15 protein-coding genes and 1 tRNA gene are annotated in these 14,305 nt (G+C 59.6%); 6 read left to right on the top strand and 10 right to left on the bottom strand.

All coding sequences use genetic code 11. The features are described 5' to 3' along the window. Window positions 1-111: 111 nt before the first annotated feature. From DA373_RS07905 to DA373_RS07895, 3 genes are all read right to left on the bottom strand, one after another. Window positions 112-750: a 2OG-Fe(II) oxygenase gene (locus DA373_RS07905; RefSeq protein ID WP_107851761.1), complete on the bottom strand. Its 639-nt coding sequence runs from the start codon at window positions 748-750 to the stop codon at window positions 112-114. A 155-nt stretch (window positions 751-905) separates the two neighbouring features. Continuing rightward, window positions 906-993: transfer RNA gene (locus DA373_RS07900), tRNA-Ser, on the bottom strand. A gap of 291 nt (window positions 994-1,284) precedes the next feature. Then, window positions 1,285-1,710: a YbjN domain-containing protein gene (locus DA373_RS07895; protein WP_107851760.1), complete on the bottom strand. Its 426-nt coding sequence runs from the start codon at window positions 1,708-1,710 to the stop codon at window positions 1,285-1,287. Window positions 1,711-1,887: 177 nt separating this feature from the next. Between DA373_RS07895 and DA373_RS07890 the strand changes: the two genes are divergently transcribed. Continuing rightward, window positions 1,888-2,751 carry a universal stress protein gene (locus DA373_RS07890; RefSeq protein ID WP_107851784.1) on the top strand — a complete coding sequence of 288 codons (864 nt, stop codon included), beginning with the start codon at window positions 1,888-1,890 and terminating at the stop codon, window positions 2,749-2,751. Between the two features lie 108 nt (window positions 2,752-2,859). Then, window positions 2,860-4,452 carry an ABC-F family ATPase gene (locus DA373_RS07885; protein WP_107851759.1) on the top strand — a complete coding sequence of 531 codons (1,593 nt, stop codon included), beginning with the start codon at window positions 2,860-2,862 and terminating at the stop codon, window positions 4,450-4,452. 97 nt (window positions 4,453-4,549) lie between these two features. Here the strand turns inward: DA373_RS07885 and DA373_RS07880 are convergent, their stop codons facing one another. Next, window positions 4,550-5,404, bottom strand: a complete 855-nt coding sequence (locus DA373_RS07880) for a universal stress protein (RefSeq protein WP_107851758.1) — start codon at window positions 5,402-5,404, stop codon at window positions 4,550-4,552. Window positions 5,405-5,712: 308 nt separating this feature from the next. Between DA373_RS07880 and DA373_RS07875 the strand changes: the two genes are divergently transcribed. After that, window positions 5,713-5,904: a hypothetical protein gene (locus DA373_RS07875; protein ID WP_107851757.1), complete on the top strand. Its 192-nt coding sequence runs from the start codon at window positions 5,713-5,715 to the stop codon at window positions 5,902-5,904. Window positions 5,905-5,947: 43 nt separating this feature from the next. Here the strand turns inward: DA373_RS07875 and DA373_RS07870 are convergent, their stop codons facing one another. From DA373_RS07870 to arsS, 4 genes are read right to left on the bottom strand one after another with little or no spacing between them, the layout of a single operon-like run. After that, a complete protein-coding gene (locus tag DA373_RS07870; RefSeq protein ID WP_232821225.1) occupies window positions 5,948-6,769 on the bottom strand; it encodes a sterol desaturase family protein in 822 nt (273 codons plus the stop codon). Next, on the bottom strand, window positions 6,766-7,371 hold the full coding sequence (locus tag DA373_RS07865) for a TIGR04282 family arsenosugar biosynthesis glycosyltransferase (RefSeq protein ID WP_232821227.1): 606 nt from the start codon (window positions 7,369-7,371) through the stop codon (window positions 6,766-6,768). The genes DA373_RS07870 and DA373_RS07865 overlap by 4 nt, the downstream gene beginning before the upstream one ends. A gap of 2 nt (window positions 7,372-7,373) precedes the next feature. Next, window positions 7,374-8,030: a TIGR04283 family arsenosugar biosynthesis glycosyltransferase gene (locus DA373_RS07860; RefSeq protein WP_107851754.1), complete on the bottom strand. Its 657-nt coding sequence runs from the start codon at window positions 8,028-8,030 to the stop codon at window positions 7,374-7,376. Next, the gene (arsS, locus tag DA373_RS07855) at window positions 8,027-8,998 is read right to left on the bottom strand and encodes an arsenosugar biosynthesis radical SAM (seleno)protein ArsS (RefSeq protein WP_107851753.1); all 972 of its coding nucleotides are present in this window, start codon (window positions 8,996-8,998) and stop codon (window positions 8,027-8,029) included. Before arsS ends, DA373_RS07860 begins: the two co-directional genes overlap by 4 nt. Before the next feature lie 170 nt (window positions 8,999-9,168). Here arsS and mtnK point away from each other — a divergent pair, with 170 nt between their 5' ends. Further along, window positions 9,169-10,371: an S-methyl-5-thioribose kinase gene (gene mtnK / locus DA373_RS07850; RefSeq protein ID WP_107851752.1), complete on the top strand. Its 1,203-nt coding sequence runs from the start codon at window positions 9,169-9,171 to the stop codon at window positions 10,369-10,371. Window positions 10,372-10,375: 4 nt separating this feature from the next. Here the strand turns inward: mtnK and DA373_RS07845 are convergent, their stop codons facing one another. Continuing rightward, window positions 10,376-11,230 (bottom strand): universal stress protein, encoded by an 855-nt coding sequence (locus tag DA373_RS07845; RefSeq protein WP_107851751.1) that lies wholly within the window; start codon window positions 11,228-11,230, stop codon window positions 10,376-10,378. 25 nt (window positions 11,231-11,255) lie between these two features. Further along, the gene (locus DA373_RS07840) at window positions 11,256-12,740 is read right to left on the bottom strand and encodes a SulP family inorganic anion transporter (RefSeq protein WP_107851750.1); all 1,485 of its coding nucleotides are present in this window, start codon (window positions 12,738-12,740) and stop codon (window positions 11,256-11,258) included. A 242-nt stretch (window positions 12,741-12,982) separates the two neighbouring features. On the opposite strand from DA373_RS07840, the gene DA373_RS07835 reads away from it, so the two are divergent. Both DA373_RS07835 and DA373_RS07830 read left to right on the top strand, forming a co-directional pair. Beyond that, window positions 12,983-13,384 carry a phosphate-starvation-inducible protein PsiE gene (locus DA373_RS07835; protein ID WP_107851749.1) on the top strand — a complete coding sequence of 134 codons (402 nt, stop codon included), beginning with the start codon at window positions 12,983-12,985 and terminating at the stop codon, window positions 13,382-13,384. A gap of 93 nt (window positions 13,385-13,477) precedes the next feature. Further along, window positions 13,478-13,951, top strand: coding sequence for an outer membrane lipoprotein (locus DA373_RS07830; protein WP_198650270.1), 474 nt, complete (start codon window positions 13,478-13,480; stop codon window positions 13,949-13,951). The last annotated feature ends 354 nt before the right edge of the window (window positions 13,952-14,305 follow it).

Genomic DNA, 14,305 nt, shown 5'->3' with positions numbered 1-14,305 from the left:
GAAATCTCACTATAAAACCCTCCTTGGTTTTATTTCGTGAATATAAAGGGCCTTTTATGGAAAAGAGTCATAAATAAGGCCATTAAAATAAATTTTCGTTAAAGGAAGGGGCTACAGCCGCAGGGCGGCCGCCACCGGATCGTCCACCCTGAACCAGCCGGCGATGCTCAGCCGAGGCCGGTGCGCCGGCAACACCTCGTGTGGAAAACGTTCCGACAGAAAGCATACCAGGGTGCCACCCTCGGGCTGCACCCGGTACAGCGGCTGCCGGCCCTTTTCAGCATAGATCAGCAGTTCGCCACCGTGATCCGGCTGCCAGCTCTCGTTCAGATAGAGCACGGTGGTCAGCCGGCGGTTGCTGCGGCCGCGAAAGGCATCCAGGTGCTTTTTGTAGAAGTCGCCCTGGTCATAGCGGGCGTAGTGGCACTCGTAATCTTTCAGCCCCATAAACAGATGACGGTTGAATTGCTGTTGCAGCTCGGCCATCAGCGTCATAAAACCCTGTTGGGGGGCGGTAGCACCATCCAGCCAGCGGGTCTTGTCGGTACGAATGCGTTCGTTGTTATGGTGGCTGTGCTCCCGGCCAATGCCGGCGGGAGTGAGTTGCCAGTCGGGCAGGGAGGCAAAATCCCGGCGCAGGGCGGCGGTCTGGGCGGCGTCGAGAAAGCCGGGAAAAATACCCACGCCGGGACCGGCAATGGCGGTGATGATGTCGTCAAAAACGCAAGTGGCAAGCGGCGCAGTGTTCAATGGCAAAACCCTCCTGTGGAGCGCTTATGTACACCTTCAACAACGCGGGGAACAGCGAGAAATTTTTCCCGTCAGAAAGAGTGAATTAAAGGATAGTGCCAAATTCCGGAAATACGAAAAAAGCCCGCGCATTACTGCGCGGGCTTTCAAAATGCTGGCGGTGAAGGAGGGATTCGAACCCTCGATACGTTGCCGTATACACACTTTCCAGGCGTGCTCCTTCAGCCACTCGGACACCTCACCACATTTTTTCGTTGTCTTTGATTTTGGAGTGTGGACATCACTCCATAAGGTATGCAGTTTCAGGTCCTCGGGCTGACGCAGCACGCTGCGTGCTAGTTACCTCTCGGCTTCGCCTCGGGCAGCCACTCGGACACCTCACCACATTTTGTTCTGCATTTTATTTGGGAGTGTTCGCTTCACTCCGTGGTGTTCCCTTGGGGACGGGGCGTAATGTACTGGCTTGCCGAAGCGGGTTCAAGCATTTTTCACCATTTGTGTTTCAACTGGCTTTTTCCTGCACATTCTGCCGGCTTAATGCACAGCCGCCGGCATTTTCTGTGGTTCATCCTGCATCAGGTAGCCAAGTTCATCCAGCTCCTGTACCAGCTGATGGGTCGCCATCATGGTCTGCTGCACAATCCACTGGAACTGGTGCTGTTCCATGCCGGCCTGAGTGTGCAGATAGTCGGCCACAATCAGCCGGGGCAGATTGTCGTCTACAATATCGACGAAGATTTTGAGACTGGGATAGTTCATGTTCAGCCGGCCCAGTTCGGCCATCAGGGTCAGCAGAGCCGTCGGACGAATTTCCACTTCGGTGGTGAGAATGGCGCCTTCATGCTCCACGAACAGCCGGCTTTCCAGCACGCCGTCCAGCCCCTGCAGTTCGGCAAGGTGAATGCCATGACAGTTTTCGCAAATATAATGGTCAATGTGGCCGGCAACCAGCCAGCGCATGGCAATTTCTGCTGTTAACACGTGATATCCCGATAAAATAAAGCCAGAAGGGGCTGCATTGTAAACCAAAGCCGGTGTGCGGCAAAACCGGGCAGTCCGGTTGCTTTTTATGCAAAAAAGGGGAAAGCTGCAACAAGGGGCCTGAGTGAGGCCGTGCAACAGAAAAAGGGCAACAAAATGAAGATATTACTCGCGGCAGTAGATTTGGAAGCGGGCTCGCAAAAGGTGGTGGCGCGGGCGGCGGCGTTGGCCAGTCATTTGCAGGCCCGGTTGCATCTGGTGCACGTGATTGACGAAGCCATGGTGCTGTATGAACCCATGGTGGAAATCTCGGTACGCCGCCGGCTGCAACAGGGGGCCACCCAGGCTCTGCAGCAGCTGGTGAATGCGCTTCCCGTTGCCCAGCGTTCCGGCATTGAGTGCCATGTGCTGCTGGGCAAGCCCTCCCAGACTCTGGCCCGCAAGGCCACCGAGCTGCAGGCGGATTTGCTGCTGGCCGGCCGCCATCATCTGGAGCCCATGCAGGAGCTGTTTCTCGGTACGACCGTGGAACGGTTGCTACGCCACTGTCTTATGCCGGTGCTGGTGGTCAGCCAGGGCGCTCATGAGCCTTATCGAAAGGTGGTGGCTGCCACAGATTTCTCCCGCAGCTCCCATCACGCGTTGCAGGCGGCGCTGGCCCTGGCGCCCGATGCCAGCGTCAGTCTGGTGCATGTGTTTGAGCCCCCCATGTTGCTGGGCTTTCTGCGGCATGAGCCCATGCACACCGAAAGCCTGATGGCGCATCAGCGCACCCGCATCGAGCAGGAAATCAAAGAAGAAATGTCCCATTTTATTCCTGCCGACGATCAGGAGCGCATTAATACCCGGATTCTGTCAGGGGAGGTGAAAAAAGCGATCACCTCAGTGGTGAGTGATGAGGCGGCCCAGCTGCTGGTGCTGGGCTATCACGGCCGCCAGGGCATCAGCCGCCTGTTGATGGGCAATCTGGCCATGAGCCTGCTTAGTGCGCCCCCCTGCGATGTCCTGGTGGCACGCTAGCCGGGTGGTTAATTCATAAACAGTCTTTGAACTTTATGGCCGCCGCCGGTATCCTTGGCGGCCTTTGGCGTTTTGCCTTCCCTTCTTTTACTACAGCGAGTTTGTTTCTTGATTTCCACCAACAACATCACCATGCAGTTCGGCGCCAAGCCGTTGTTTGAAAATATTTCCGTCAAGTTCGGTGACGGCAACCGCTACGGTCTGATCGGCGCCAACGGCTGCGGCAAGTCCACCTTCATGAAGATTCTGGGCGGCGATCTGGATCCCAGCGCCGGCAACGTGAGCCTGGACGTGAACGAGCGCATCGGCAAGCTGCGTCAGGATCAGTTCGCCTACGAGAACGAGCGGGTGCTGGATGTGGTGATGATGGGGCATGTGGAGCTGTGGGCGGCCATGCATGAGCGCGACAGCATTTATGCCAATCTGGAAGCCAGCGACGAAGACTATATGCGTGCCGCCGAGCTGGAAGGCCTGGTGGCGGAGTACGACGGTTATACCGCCGAGGCCCGGGCCGGCGAATTGCTGCTGGGGGTGGGCATTCCTCTGGAGCAGCACAATGGTCCCATGAGCGAAGTGGCGCCGGGCTGGAAACTGCGGGTGCTGCTGGCTCAGGCGCTGTTTTCCGACCCGGACGTGCTGCTGCTCGACGAGCCCACCAACAACCTGGACATCGATACCATTCGCTGGCTGGAAGGCGCCCTGAACGAGCGCAACAGCACCATGATCATCATTTCCCACGACCGTCACTTTCTGAACAGTGTCTGCACCCACATGGCGGATCTGGACTACGGTGAGCTGCGGGTCTATCCGGGCAACTACGACGACTATATGCTGGCCGCCACCCAGGCCCGGGAGCGGCTGCTGGCCGACAACGCCAAGAAAAAGGCCCAGATCGCCGAGCTGCAGTCGTTTGTATCCCGTTTCAGCGCCAATGCGTCCAAGGCGCGCCAGGCCACCTCTCGTGCCAAGCAGATTGACAAGATCAAGCTGGAAGAGGTCAAGGCCTCCAGCCGCCAGAACCCTTTTATTCGCTTTGAGCAGGACAAAAAGCTCTATCGCAATATTCTGGAAGTGGAAGGTCTGGCCAAGGGCTACGGCGAGGCTCCCCTGTTCAAAAACCTCAGCATGATGGTGGAAGTGGGCGAGCGCATTGCCATTCTGGGTACCAACGGCATCGGTAAATCCACCCTGGTGAAAACCCTGGTGGGCGAGCTGGCCCCCGACAGCGGCACCATCAAGTGGTCGGAAAACGCCAGCATCGGCTATTACGCTCAGGATCATGCCGTAGACTTCGACGTGGATCTCACCGTGTTTGACTGGATGAGCCAGTGGCAGCAGGAAGGGGACGACGAGCAGACCGTGCGCTCGGTGCTGGGCCGGCTGTTGTTCAGCCAGGACGACATCAGGAAAAAGGTGGGTGTACTGTCCGGTGGTGAACAGGGGCGCATGCTGTTTGGCAAGCTGATGATGCACAAGCCCAATATTCTGGTGATGGACGAGCCCACCAACCACCTGGACATGGAATCCATCGAGTCGCTGAACATGGCGCTGGAAATGTATCAGGGTACGCTTATCTTCGTGTCTCACGATCGGGAATTTGTGTCGTCCCTGGCCACCCGCATTCTGGAGCTGAGCGAAAACGGCATTCGCGACTTCAGAGGCACCTATGACGAATACCTGCGCGAGCAGGGCGTGTTCTGATCCCTCTCGTCGCCCCCGCGAAGGCGGGGGCCCATGGCGCAGACAACAAAAAAACGCCGGGCATTTGCCCGGCGTTGTTGTTATGGGTGCACAGAATTTAGCGCAAAATCAGCATGGGCTTGTGGGATTCCTGCAGCATCAGGTTGGTAATGCTGCCCAGCAGCCACAGCCGAATGCGGGAATGGCCGTAGGCGCCCATCACCATCAGATCGATATTCTGTTTTTCCTGGTAGGCCAGCAGGTTTTTCTTTACTTCCCCCTGCAGCAGGGCCGCGGTGGCCTGGTGACCGGCGTCTTCCAGCAGCTGGCGGGCGGCCTCAAGCTGGGTCTGTTTCTCTTCACTGGGGCCGGCCACCATGACCACATGGCACTCCAGCCCCTTGAACAGGGGGGAGCGGGCAATGTATTCCACGCCCTTGCGGGTGGTGGCGCTGCCGTCAAAGGCGATCATGATGCGCTGGGGCGGGGTAAACTCACCATCGGTCAGCAGCAGCGGTTTGTCGGTGGTGCGGATCACCTGCTCCACATGGCCACCCAAGCGTTCCGGGCTGTCATCTTCATTGGTGCCGCGCCGGCCCAGTACCACCAGATCGGCGTAATCGTCATACTGCTCCAGCACATGCACCAGGCGTCCTTCGCGGGAGATGGTGCGAGGCTCCGGGTAACCGGCCTGCTGCAGATGCTGGCTGGCCTGATTCAGGATCAGCCGGCTCTGCTCTTTGGCCAGCTCGGCCCGTTTTTTGTCGAGGTCAGCCAGCTCGGCCTGGACCTTGTCCTGGGCGCTCAGGCTGGCGGTCGCCCCAACATTGTAAAGCAGCGTGGGCTCTGGCTTGTGCAGTACGTTCAGCAGCACCAGAGAGGCAGAGAGTTGCTGGGCAGCCCAGGCCGCATAGTCGCAAACGCAGGCAGTATGTTTGGAACCGTCGATGCCGGCCAGTACATTGGTGCTCATTGTTATTTTCCCTGAAATAGGTGATTGACATCAAAGGCTTGTGGGGGCTTGGCAGGCACTGTATCACAGTTTGCCAGAGAGAACAGATGATGGTGTGGGAGATGCAGGCTTCATTGATTTAGAACAACAGGTTATGAAAATGTCAATGGTAAATGCTTAAATCCTATTAAATTAAATGGAATAAAATGGGCCTTTGCCACGTCTAATGGTTAACTGCCGGCTTAAGCCGGTGGAGGGCTTTCCCGGGAAAATCGGGCCAGCCAGTTCAGGGAGATCCAGGTCCCGATACCGAACACAGGAGATGTACCATGAAGACGTTCACGTCCGTTATGCTTGCAGCCGTTTTTGCGCTGAGCATAGTGCCGCTTCATACCAGCGCCACCATGGCCAGCCAGCCCTTTGCCGACAGTATGGCTTCAAGGGGCGACGGAGTAGACAACCGCAAGTGTCAGATCATGAAAAAACAGGGTAAAAAAGCGCCCGGTTTTTGCCGGCCCTGATCCAGGCCCGTTCCTGGTTATACGCGCGTAATATCAAGGAGCCTCAAGGCTCCTTTTTAGTGGCCGGCGTTGAGATTCTGAACGGTTGCGCAAGCAGCTGCAACAGTCGTTGTTCAACGGGATCGCGAAACTCCCGCAAGCCCAGTTTCATGTGCAGGTGGCCATCCTGTGGCTGGGCCCGGTAGCTGCCAAACAGGTGATCCCACCAGCTCAGGTTAAAGCCAAAATTGCTGTCGGTTTCCTTTGGATATACCGAATGATGCACTCTGTGCATATCGGGGGTGACCAGCAGACGCCGTAACATTTCATCCAGCCGGGTGGGCAGATAAATATTGGCGTGATTGAACAGGGAGGTGGAGCTGAGCAGCACCTCAAATATCAGCACCGCCAGCGGGGATGCCCCCAACACCAGCACGGCGATCAGCTTGATGCCCATCGACAGCAATATTTCCAGCGGATGAAAACGCACTCCCGTGGTCGCATCCAGCTCGGTGTCGGTGTGGTGCATGCGGTGCAGCCGCCACAGCAGCGGCACGCGGTGAAACAGCCGGTGTTGCCAGTAAATGAGACAATCCAGCGCCAGTACCGCCAGCAGCAGCGACAGCCAGCCGGGCAGATTGAGCCGGGGCAGCAGGCCCCAGCCCTGCTCATCCGCCAGCAGCGCCGCTCCCACCGCGGCCAGGGGAAACAGAGCGCGCACCAGCAGGGTATTGAGGCTGGTCAGCAGCAGGTGCCGAAGCCAGCGGGGCCACCGGGTCTGCTCCCGCGGGCGGCGGGGGGCTGCCTGCTCCCACAGCAGGAACAACAGCAGTAAACCGGCAAAGCTGCCCAGCCGCAGCCAGGGTTCAAACTCGTTCAGCATCATGGCTCCCGCCACCGCCCGGGCAGCTGAAACAGATCTCCCGGCTCGTCAATATCTGTGAGGCACTCGCCCTCCATCCAGCGCCAGTTCAGGGCGTCAAGCCGCCGGCGGGTGAGGGACGCCACCTGTGGCGTGCTCCAGGGCATGTGTGCAAACAGGCTGCCGGAAAACCGGCGCAGGCCCAGCAGGGCATAGCCGCCGTCTGCGGTGGGGTGCAGCAGCGCCTCGCTATGTACCAGCCGGTCGGCTGCCCGCTGCAGCAGTTCAGGGGAAAGTTGCGGGCAGTCGGTGCCCACCAGGATCACCGCCTTGTTGCAGGCCAGACTGTGCCGGGCGGCCCGGGCCATGCGGGCGCCCAGATCGCCGTCGCCCTGGGCGCTCAGCTCAAGCCTCGAGGGTAGGGAAACGCTCTGCCAGTCGGGGTGGGCCGGGGCCGGGCTCATGCACAGTTCCACCGGGCCGATATTCGCGGCCAGGCACTGCGCCAGGGTGGTCTCCAGCATTCGCCGGGCAAGGCGGGCGGCGCCCTCGGCGCCCAGTGCCGGGGTCAGCCGGGTCTTGGCCCGGCCGGGCAGGGGCGCCTTGGCAAACACCAGAATGCGCACCTTCAACGGTACTGCTCCGCCAGCCGTGCCGGATCGGCACCGCGCCAGTAGGCAAAGCGCAGCCGCCACATCAGCCAGATGGTGCGCCAGACGCCGTGTTGCTCCCAGCGCCGCCCCGAGGTACATACCCGCTGGCGCAAACAGGCCGGTGGTCCCAGTTGCCCCAGCCGTTTGCTGAGCGCTATGTCTTCCATCAGTGGTTGTTCGGGAAAGCCGCCCACCGCCATAAAGGTGTTTTTACGCATAAACATGGCCTGATCGCCGGTGGCAATGCCGCTCAGCCGCGAGCGCAGGTTCATCAGCCGGGCAATCACCGCCAGCATGGGGTGCTGGCCAATTAGCCGCACGTCAAACCGCCCCCAGCAACGGTGCTGCAGGGCATTGGCGATCAGCAAGGGGGCCTGATCCGGCAACAGCGTGTCCGCATGAAGAAACAACAGGTGTTCTCCTTGCGCGATGGCTGCGCCGGCGTTCATCTGCCGGGCCCGTCCCGGGGGCGATGTGATCACGCAGGCCCCCAGCCGCTCGGCCAGCTGCCCCGTGCCGTCGGTGCTGCCGCCGTCCACCAGAATGACCTCGCAGTGGTCAGGCAGCGCCGCCAGGGTGGCGGGCAGGGCGGAGGCTTCGTTGAGGGCGGGAATAATAATGCTCAGGGTCATGATGATTCTTTGTGATCCAGGGCGCCGCCGCAGCTGCTGCCCTGGCCGGCGGTGCAGCCGTGGCAGTGGCCAGCCACCCGAATGGGGCAGCCCACATAATCTTCCCGTAACAGGCTTTCCAGGTGCGGGCGGCCCTCGCCGGCCAGGGGCAGACCCAGCTGCTGGTTGAAGTCGCAGTCATAGAGATAACCCTGCCAGTCCACGCTTATCAGGTTTTTGCACATCACACTGGCCAGGTTGTCGGCGCTGAAATTGTTTTTCAGCAGTTTCATATAGTCGTGAAACTGCCGTTTGCTGATCAGGTAGTCGCCAAAGCGCTTGATGGGCATGTTGGCCAGCGCAAACAGCCGGTTGAACTCAATGCCGAAATGACCGTGCAGCTCGCGGCGGTAGGCGGCTTCCAGCTCATCCTGGGGCGGCGGCAGGCTGGGCCCCTGGGGGTTGTACACCAGGTTCAGCATCAGCCCCGAGCCGGGTTTGCCGTAGCCCAGGGCGTTCAGTTGCTGCAGGGCCACAATGCTCTTGTCAAAGCTGCCCTTGCCCCGCTGTTTATCGACATTTTCCATGGCGTAGCAGGGCAGGGAAGCGACTATTTCCACCCGGTTTTCCGCCAGAAACGCCGCCAGATCCTCATGGCCCGGCTCCAGCAGTATGGTGAGGTTGCAGCGGTCGATCACCTTTACGCCCAGCTTGCGTGCTTCCCGCACCAGGGCGCGAAAGCCGCTGTGCATTTCCGGGGCGCCACCGGTGAGATCCAGGGTACCGATGCCGCGGGCCTGCAATACCCTGGGGATCAGCGCCAGGGTCTGCCGGTCCATCATCTCGGTGCGGTGGGGGCCGGCGGCCACATGGCAGTGCACGCATTTCATGTTGCACTTGTAGCCCAGATTCACCTGCAGGGTGTCGAGGCGATCCCGGCGCAGGGGTGGAAACTCGGTTAAATCCAGCAGTGGCAGGGTGTCTCGCATGGGTAACTCCGTTTAAACACAGCCTGTTTATATAGTGGTGCGGCCAGGGCCATTTCTTACAAAAAGGTAGCAGCAGGATTAAAAAAGGCTCATATGAATCATATTTTTTATGAAGCCGGCATCTATAGTGGAGGCATTCGGCTGAATCATTTTTGCCAGGGAGGAGCACCATGACGGCCTATTACGAATTTTCCCTGAACGACGCCTGCGAGTTTGCCCGGCGGCATTACACCGGCTTTGATGCCAGCGCCGCCCTCACCGCTGAAGAGGTGGGAGACGGCAACCTTAACCGGGTATTCAGGATCACCGACACCCATGGGCACGGAGTGATCGTCAAACAGGCATTGCCCTATATTCGCTGCATTGGCAAAGACTGGCCCCTGACCCGGCACCGGGCGGCGCGGGAAGCCCGGGTATTACAGCGTCACGGCAGGCTCAGCTCCGGGGGGACACTGGCCCTGCTGCACGTTGATGACACCCTGTCGGCCCTGTTGCTGGAAGATCTGACCGGCTGGACGGTCTGGCGCCAGGCCCTGCTCACCGGCAGCAACACTTCCGGGGTGGCTGCGGCGCTGGGGCGGCATCTGGCACGGGTGTTGTACGGCACTTCCGATTTTGCCTTGGCCTCCGCCGAAAAACGGGCGGAGGTGGCGCGGCTCACCAACCCGGAATTGTGCGAGACCACCGACACGGTGTTTTTTAACGATCCTTACCAGGATCATGAGCGCAACCGGGTGCCGCCCGGGCTTGAAAGCGATGCCGCCGAGTTGTGGGCCGACCGGGCGCTGAAGCACAGGGTGGCGCAGTTGAGGCTGCGCTTTCAGTGTGACACTCAGGCGTTGTTGCACGGAGATCTGCATACCGGCTCGGTGTTTGTGAGAGAAGGTGAATGTCGGGTATTTGACGCCGAGTTCGGCTTTTATGGCCCCATGGGCTTTGATATCGGGCTGGTGATGGCCAACCTGATGCTGAACTTTTGCGGGTTGCCGGGCTGGGGCAATGCCAGGGAGGCTCAGGCGGCGCGCTTTGCCCGGGTGGAGGATATTCGCGAGCTGTGGAAGGTGTTCGGTCAGGAGTTCAGAACGCTGTCGGCGACATCGCCTTCATCCCTGCTGCGGGAGCCGGCGGTGGTGGCAGACTATCTGCAGCGAGTATGGCGGGACAGCCTGGGCTTTGCCGGCACCGAGATGATTCGCCGCACCATTGGCATTGCCCATGTGGCGGATCTGGATGACATTACCGATGACGCCTGCCGGGAAAACTGTCAGCGCCGGGCGCTGTGGCTGGGCCGGCGGCTTATTCTGGATGCCACCGCCATCAGCCCGCTGGGTCTGTGTAACTGGCTGAGGCGGATGGCGGCGGAAGGGGAGTAACGCGTTACCGCAAAATCAGCAGCGGCACCTGAGCATCCCGGATCATGGTAGTGGTAGTGCTGCCCACCAGCCACTGGCGAATGCGGGAGTGGCCGTAGGCGCCCATGATCATCAGATCCATGCCCTGCTCCTGCTGGTAGGCGGTCAGCGCCTTGTCGGCCTCGCCGGGCACAATGGCGGTGACGGCGGTGATGCCGGCCTGCTCCAGCAACTGTTGAGCCCACTCCAGCTGGGCCCGGTTGTCGTCGGTGTCGGCGCCGGCCAGCACCAGATGCAGCTCCAGCCCCCTGAACAGGGGGCTTCCGGCCAGCATTTCCACGCCCTTGCGGGTGGTGGCACTGCCATCAAAGGCCAGCATTACCTTTTGCGGCGCACGAAACTCACCCAGGGTGACCAGTATGGGACGGTGCAGAGCGCGTATCACCTGCTCCACATGGCTGCCCAGATGAGCATGGGCCGAGGCAGACGCCTCGCCATGGCGGCCCAGCACCAGCAGCCGGGTGCTGGATTCCAGATCCACCAGGGTATCCACCAGGGCACCATGGCGCTGCAGGGTCTCGGCCTGTTCAATACCGCTCTCCAGTGCACGCTGCTGCGCCGCCTCCAGCATCAGCCGGCCCTGCTCCCGGGCCAGCTTGCCGCGCTTTGCGTCCAGCTCTGCCAGCTCTGCCAGCAAGTGTTCCTGGCTGCCAAGGCCAATGCTGCCGCTTAAATCGCCCTGCACCGGGCCGGGCTCTTTATCGAGCACATGCACAAAGGTAAGGGGCGCGTCGAGGCGCTGACTGGCCCAGCCGGCCCAGTCGCATACCGCCGCCGCGTGGCCGGAGCCGTCGATACATGCCAGTACTTGTTCGGTCATTGCCATTTCTCCTTTGTCGATGGCATCAGTGGCCCATCAGCTTTTCTACCGCCTGGGGATCGTTATGAACGGCAAAACGGTCCACCAGGGTGGCGCTGGCCTCATTCAGACCAACAATATCCACCTCTGTACCTTCCCGCTTGAAGGTGATCACCACCTTGTCGAGGGCGCTGATGGCGGTAATGTCCCAGAAGTGGGCGCGGCTCAGATCGATGCGTACCCGCTCGACCACTTCCTTGAAATCAAAGGCGGCCACAAACTGTTCGGCGGAGGTAAAGAACACCTGGCCCACCACTCGGTATTCCCGGGTGCCGTCACTGGTTTTTTCCGAGCCAATGTACAGGATCTGGCCCACCTTGTTGGCAAAGAACAGGGCGCTGAGCAGCACACCCACCAGCACGCCCCAGGCCAGGTTGTGGCTGTAAACCACCACCGCCACGGTGGCGATCATCACCAGGCTGCTGCTTTTGGGCAGGGTACGCAAATCACGAATGGAGGCCCAGCTGAAGGTACCGATGGACACCATAATCATCACCGCCACCAGGGCGGCCATGGGAATTTGGGATACCCAGGGACCGAGGAACACCACCAGGATCAGCAGCACCACGCCCGCCACCAGGGTGGACAGCCGGCCACGGCCGCCGGATTTTACGTTGATCACCGACTGGCCGATCATGGCGCAGCCGGCCATGCCGCCGAGCAGGCCGGTGGCAATGTTGGCCAGGCCCTGACCCTTGCACTCGCGGTTTTTGTCGCTCTTGGTGTCGGTGAGATCGTCCACTATGGTGGCGGTCATCATCGACTCCAGCAGGCCCACCACCGCCAGTGACAGGGAGTAGGGGAAGATAATGGCCAGGGTTTCCAGGTTCAGAGGCACGTCGGGCCACAGGAACACCGGCAGGGTATCGGGCAGCTCGCCCATGTCGCCCACGGTGCGCACATCGATATTAAACAGCATGGCCACTATGGTGAGGCCCACAATGCACACCAGCGGCGAGGGCAGCAGCTTGCCAATGCGCGGCACCAGCGGCAGCAGATAGATAATGCCCAGGCCGGCGGCGGTCATGGCGTAAACATGCCAGGTGACGTTGGTCAGCTCCGGCAGCTGGGCCATAAAGATCAGTATGGCCAGGGCGTTGACGAAGCCGGTGACCACGGAGCGGGACACAAAGCGCATCAGCTGGCCCAGCTTGAGATAGCCAATGATGATCTGAAACACGCCACAGAGCAGAGTGGCGGCCAGCAGATATTGCAGGCCGTGCTCTTTTACCAGGGTCACCATCAGCAGCGCCATGGCGCCGGTGGCGGCGGAGATCATGCCCGGACGACCGCCGGCAAAGGCGATGACCACCGCCATGCTGAAGGAGGCATACAGGCCGATCTTGGGATCGACGCCGGCGATAATGGAAAAGGCGATGGCTTCCGGGATCAGCGCCAGCGCCACCACCAGACCGGCCAGCACGTCGCCCTTGACGTTAAAGAACCAGGTTTGTTTGAGGTTGGAGATCATTACGGTTTCCGAGTTGTGGGTCTTGGACCGTTCAGCGCAGCCGAACGTTTTGTGATGTGCGGATGGCCATGCCCGTGAGGCATCACCGTCCATGCAGACTGCAGTGAGGTCTTGATATTATTCGAAAAAATCATCAAACCTTCATTTTTTATAAGTGCTGCGATTTTGAGACCGGGTATTATAGGGGCCCGTCAGGGGCTGAACAAGGCCGAACACAATGACAACCAATGGGGAGAAGATGAATGAGCGATAACAGAATGCTGGGCAGCCGGGCGCTGGACGTGATGCAGCATGTGGGTCTGATTATTGTGGCCCTGGCCACCGTGGTGGCGGTGGCACTGGAAGTGAACACCATGTGGCAGGCGCGCAGTGTGACACTGGCGGATCTGCTGCTGATGTTCATTTACCTGGAAGTGCTGGCCATGGTGGCCATCTACCTGCGCTCGGGCAAGCTGCCCATTCGTATTCCGCTTTATATCGCCATTGTGGCCTTGGCCCGTTACCTCATCCTCGACATGAAGGGCATGGACAACTGGCGGCTGATCACCGTGGCCGGGGCCGCCCTGGTGCTGGCGCTGGCCATACTGGTCATTCGCTTTGGCCACGCCAGATATCCCTACGACAAGGAGGAAGGCGGGCATTAACTCCTTCACCTGAAACCACATTGATGACGATCCGGTCTTAAGGGTGTAATGTCAGCATAATAACAATCCGTCTTCTCATTACAGGGGGTTCTCATGAACATCAAACAGTTATCCATGGTGGCCGTGCTGGCGGCCCTGGGTCTGGGCGGGTGCGCCAACACCGATGTGTATTCCGGTGATGTGTACGGCAGCAGCGCCGCCGGCCGGGCGCAGAACGTGACCTATGGCACCCTGGTGTCGGTGCGGCCGGTGAAAATTCAGGCCGGGGATCAAAATCCCAATGTGATCGGCACCGTGGGTGGTGGTGTCATCGGCGGTATTGCCGGCAGCAGTATAGGGGGCGGTACCGGACGTTCCCTGGCCACCGCCGCTGGCGCCATTGCCGGCGCCATGGTCGGCTCCAAGGCCGAAGAGAAGATCAATCAGGTGAATGCCGTTGAACTGGAGATCCGCACCGACAGCGGTGAAAACCTGGTGGTGGTGCAAAAGGCGGATCGCAGCTGGCAGCCGGGTCAGCGGGTGCGCATGATCGGCTCCGGCAGCAGCATGAGCGTGGCGCCCTACTGAGAAAACCGATGAAAACAAAAAAGGCGCCGCAAGGCGCCTTTTTTGTTTCACAGGAAATATTTTTTATTTCTTAGTGTTTTACAGTCCTGTCTTCCCGGGCTCAGTTAGAATTGTGCCAAGGAAGGTGCAGAAATGGCAAGCGTGGTTGCGCAGACTGTAAAAATGACGGTTATGACTAACTCTTTCATTGTTTACCTTCCTCAACAGTGGGCTGTGAAATCACTATACCGGTATGGTGTTGGCTTTTCAATCACAAGATTGCACTTTATTTGTTATTTTCGCCTTTTGTGGGATGTAACGTCTGTTTTTGACAATGTCTTTAGCATCGAACCGACATTGCCGCCGCTTTACACG

The sequence above is a fragment of the Oceanimonas marisflavi genome (assembly GCF_003049725.1).
GTDB classification, from domain to species: domain Bacteria; phylum Pseudomonadota; class Gammaproteobacteria; order Enterobacterales; family Aeromonadaceae; genus Oceanimonas; species Oceanimonas marisflavi.
This window is presented reverse-complemented; position numbering and strand designations above follow the sequence as displayed.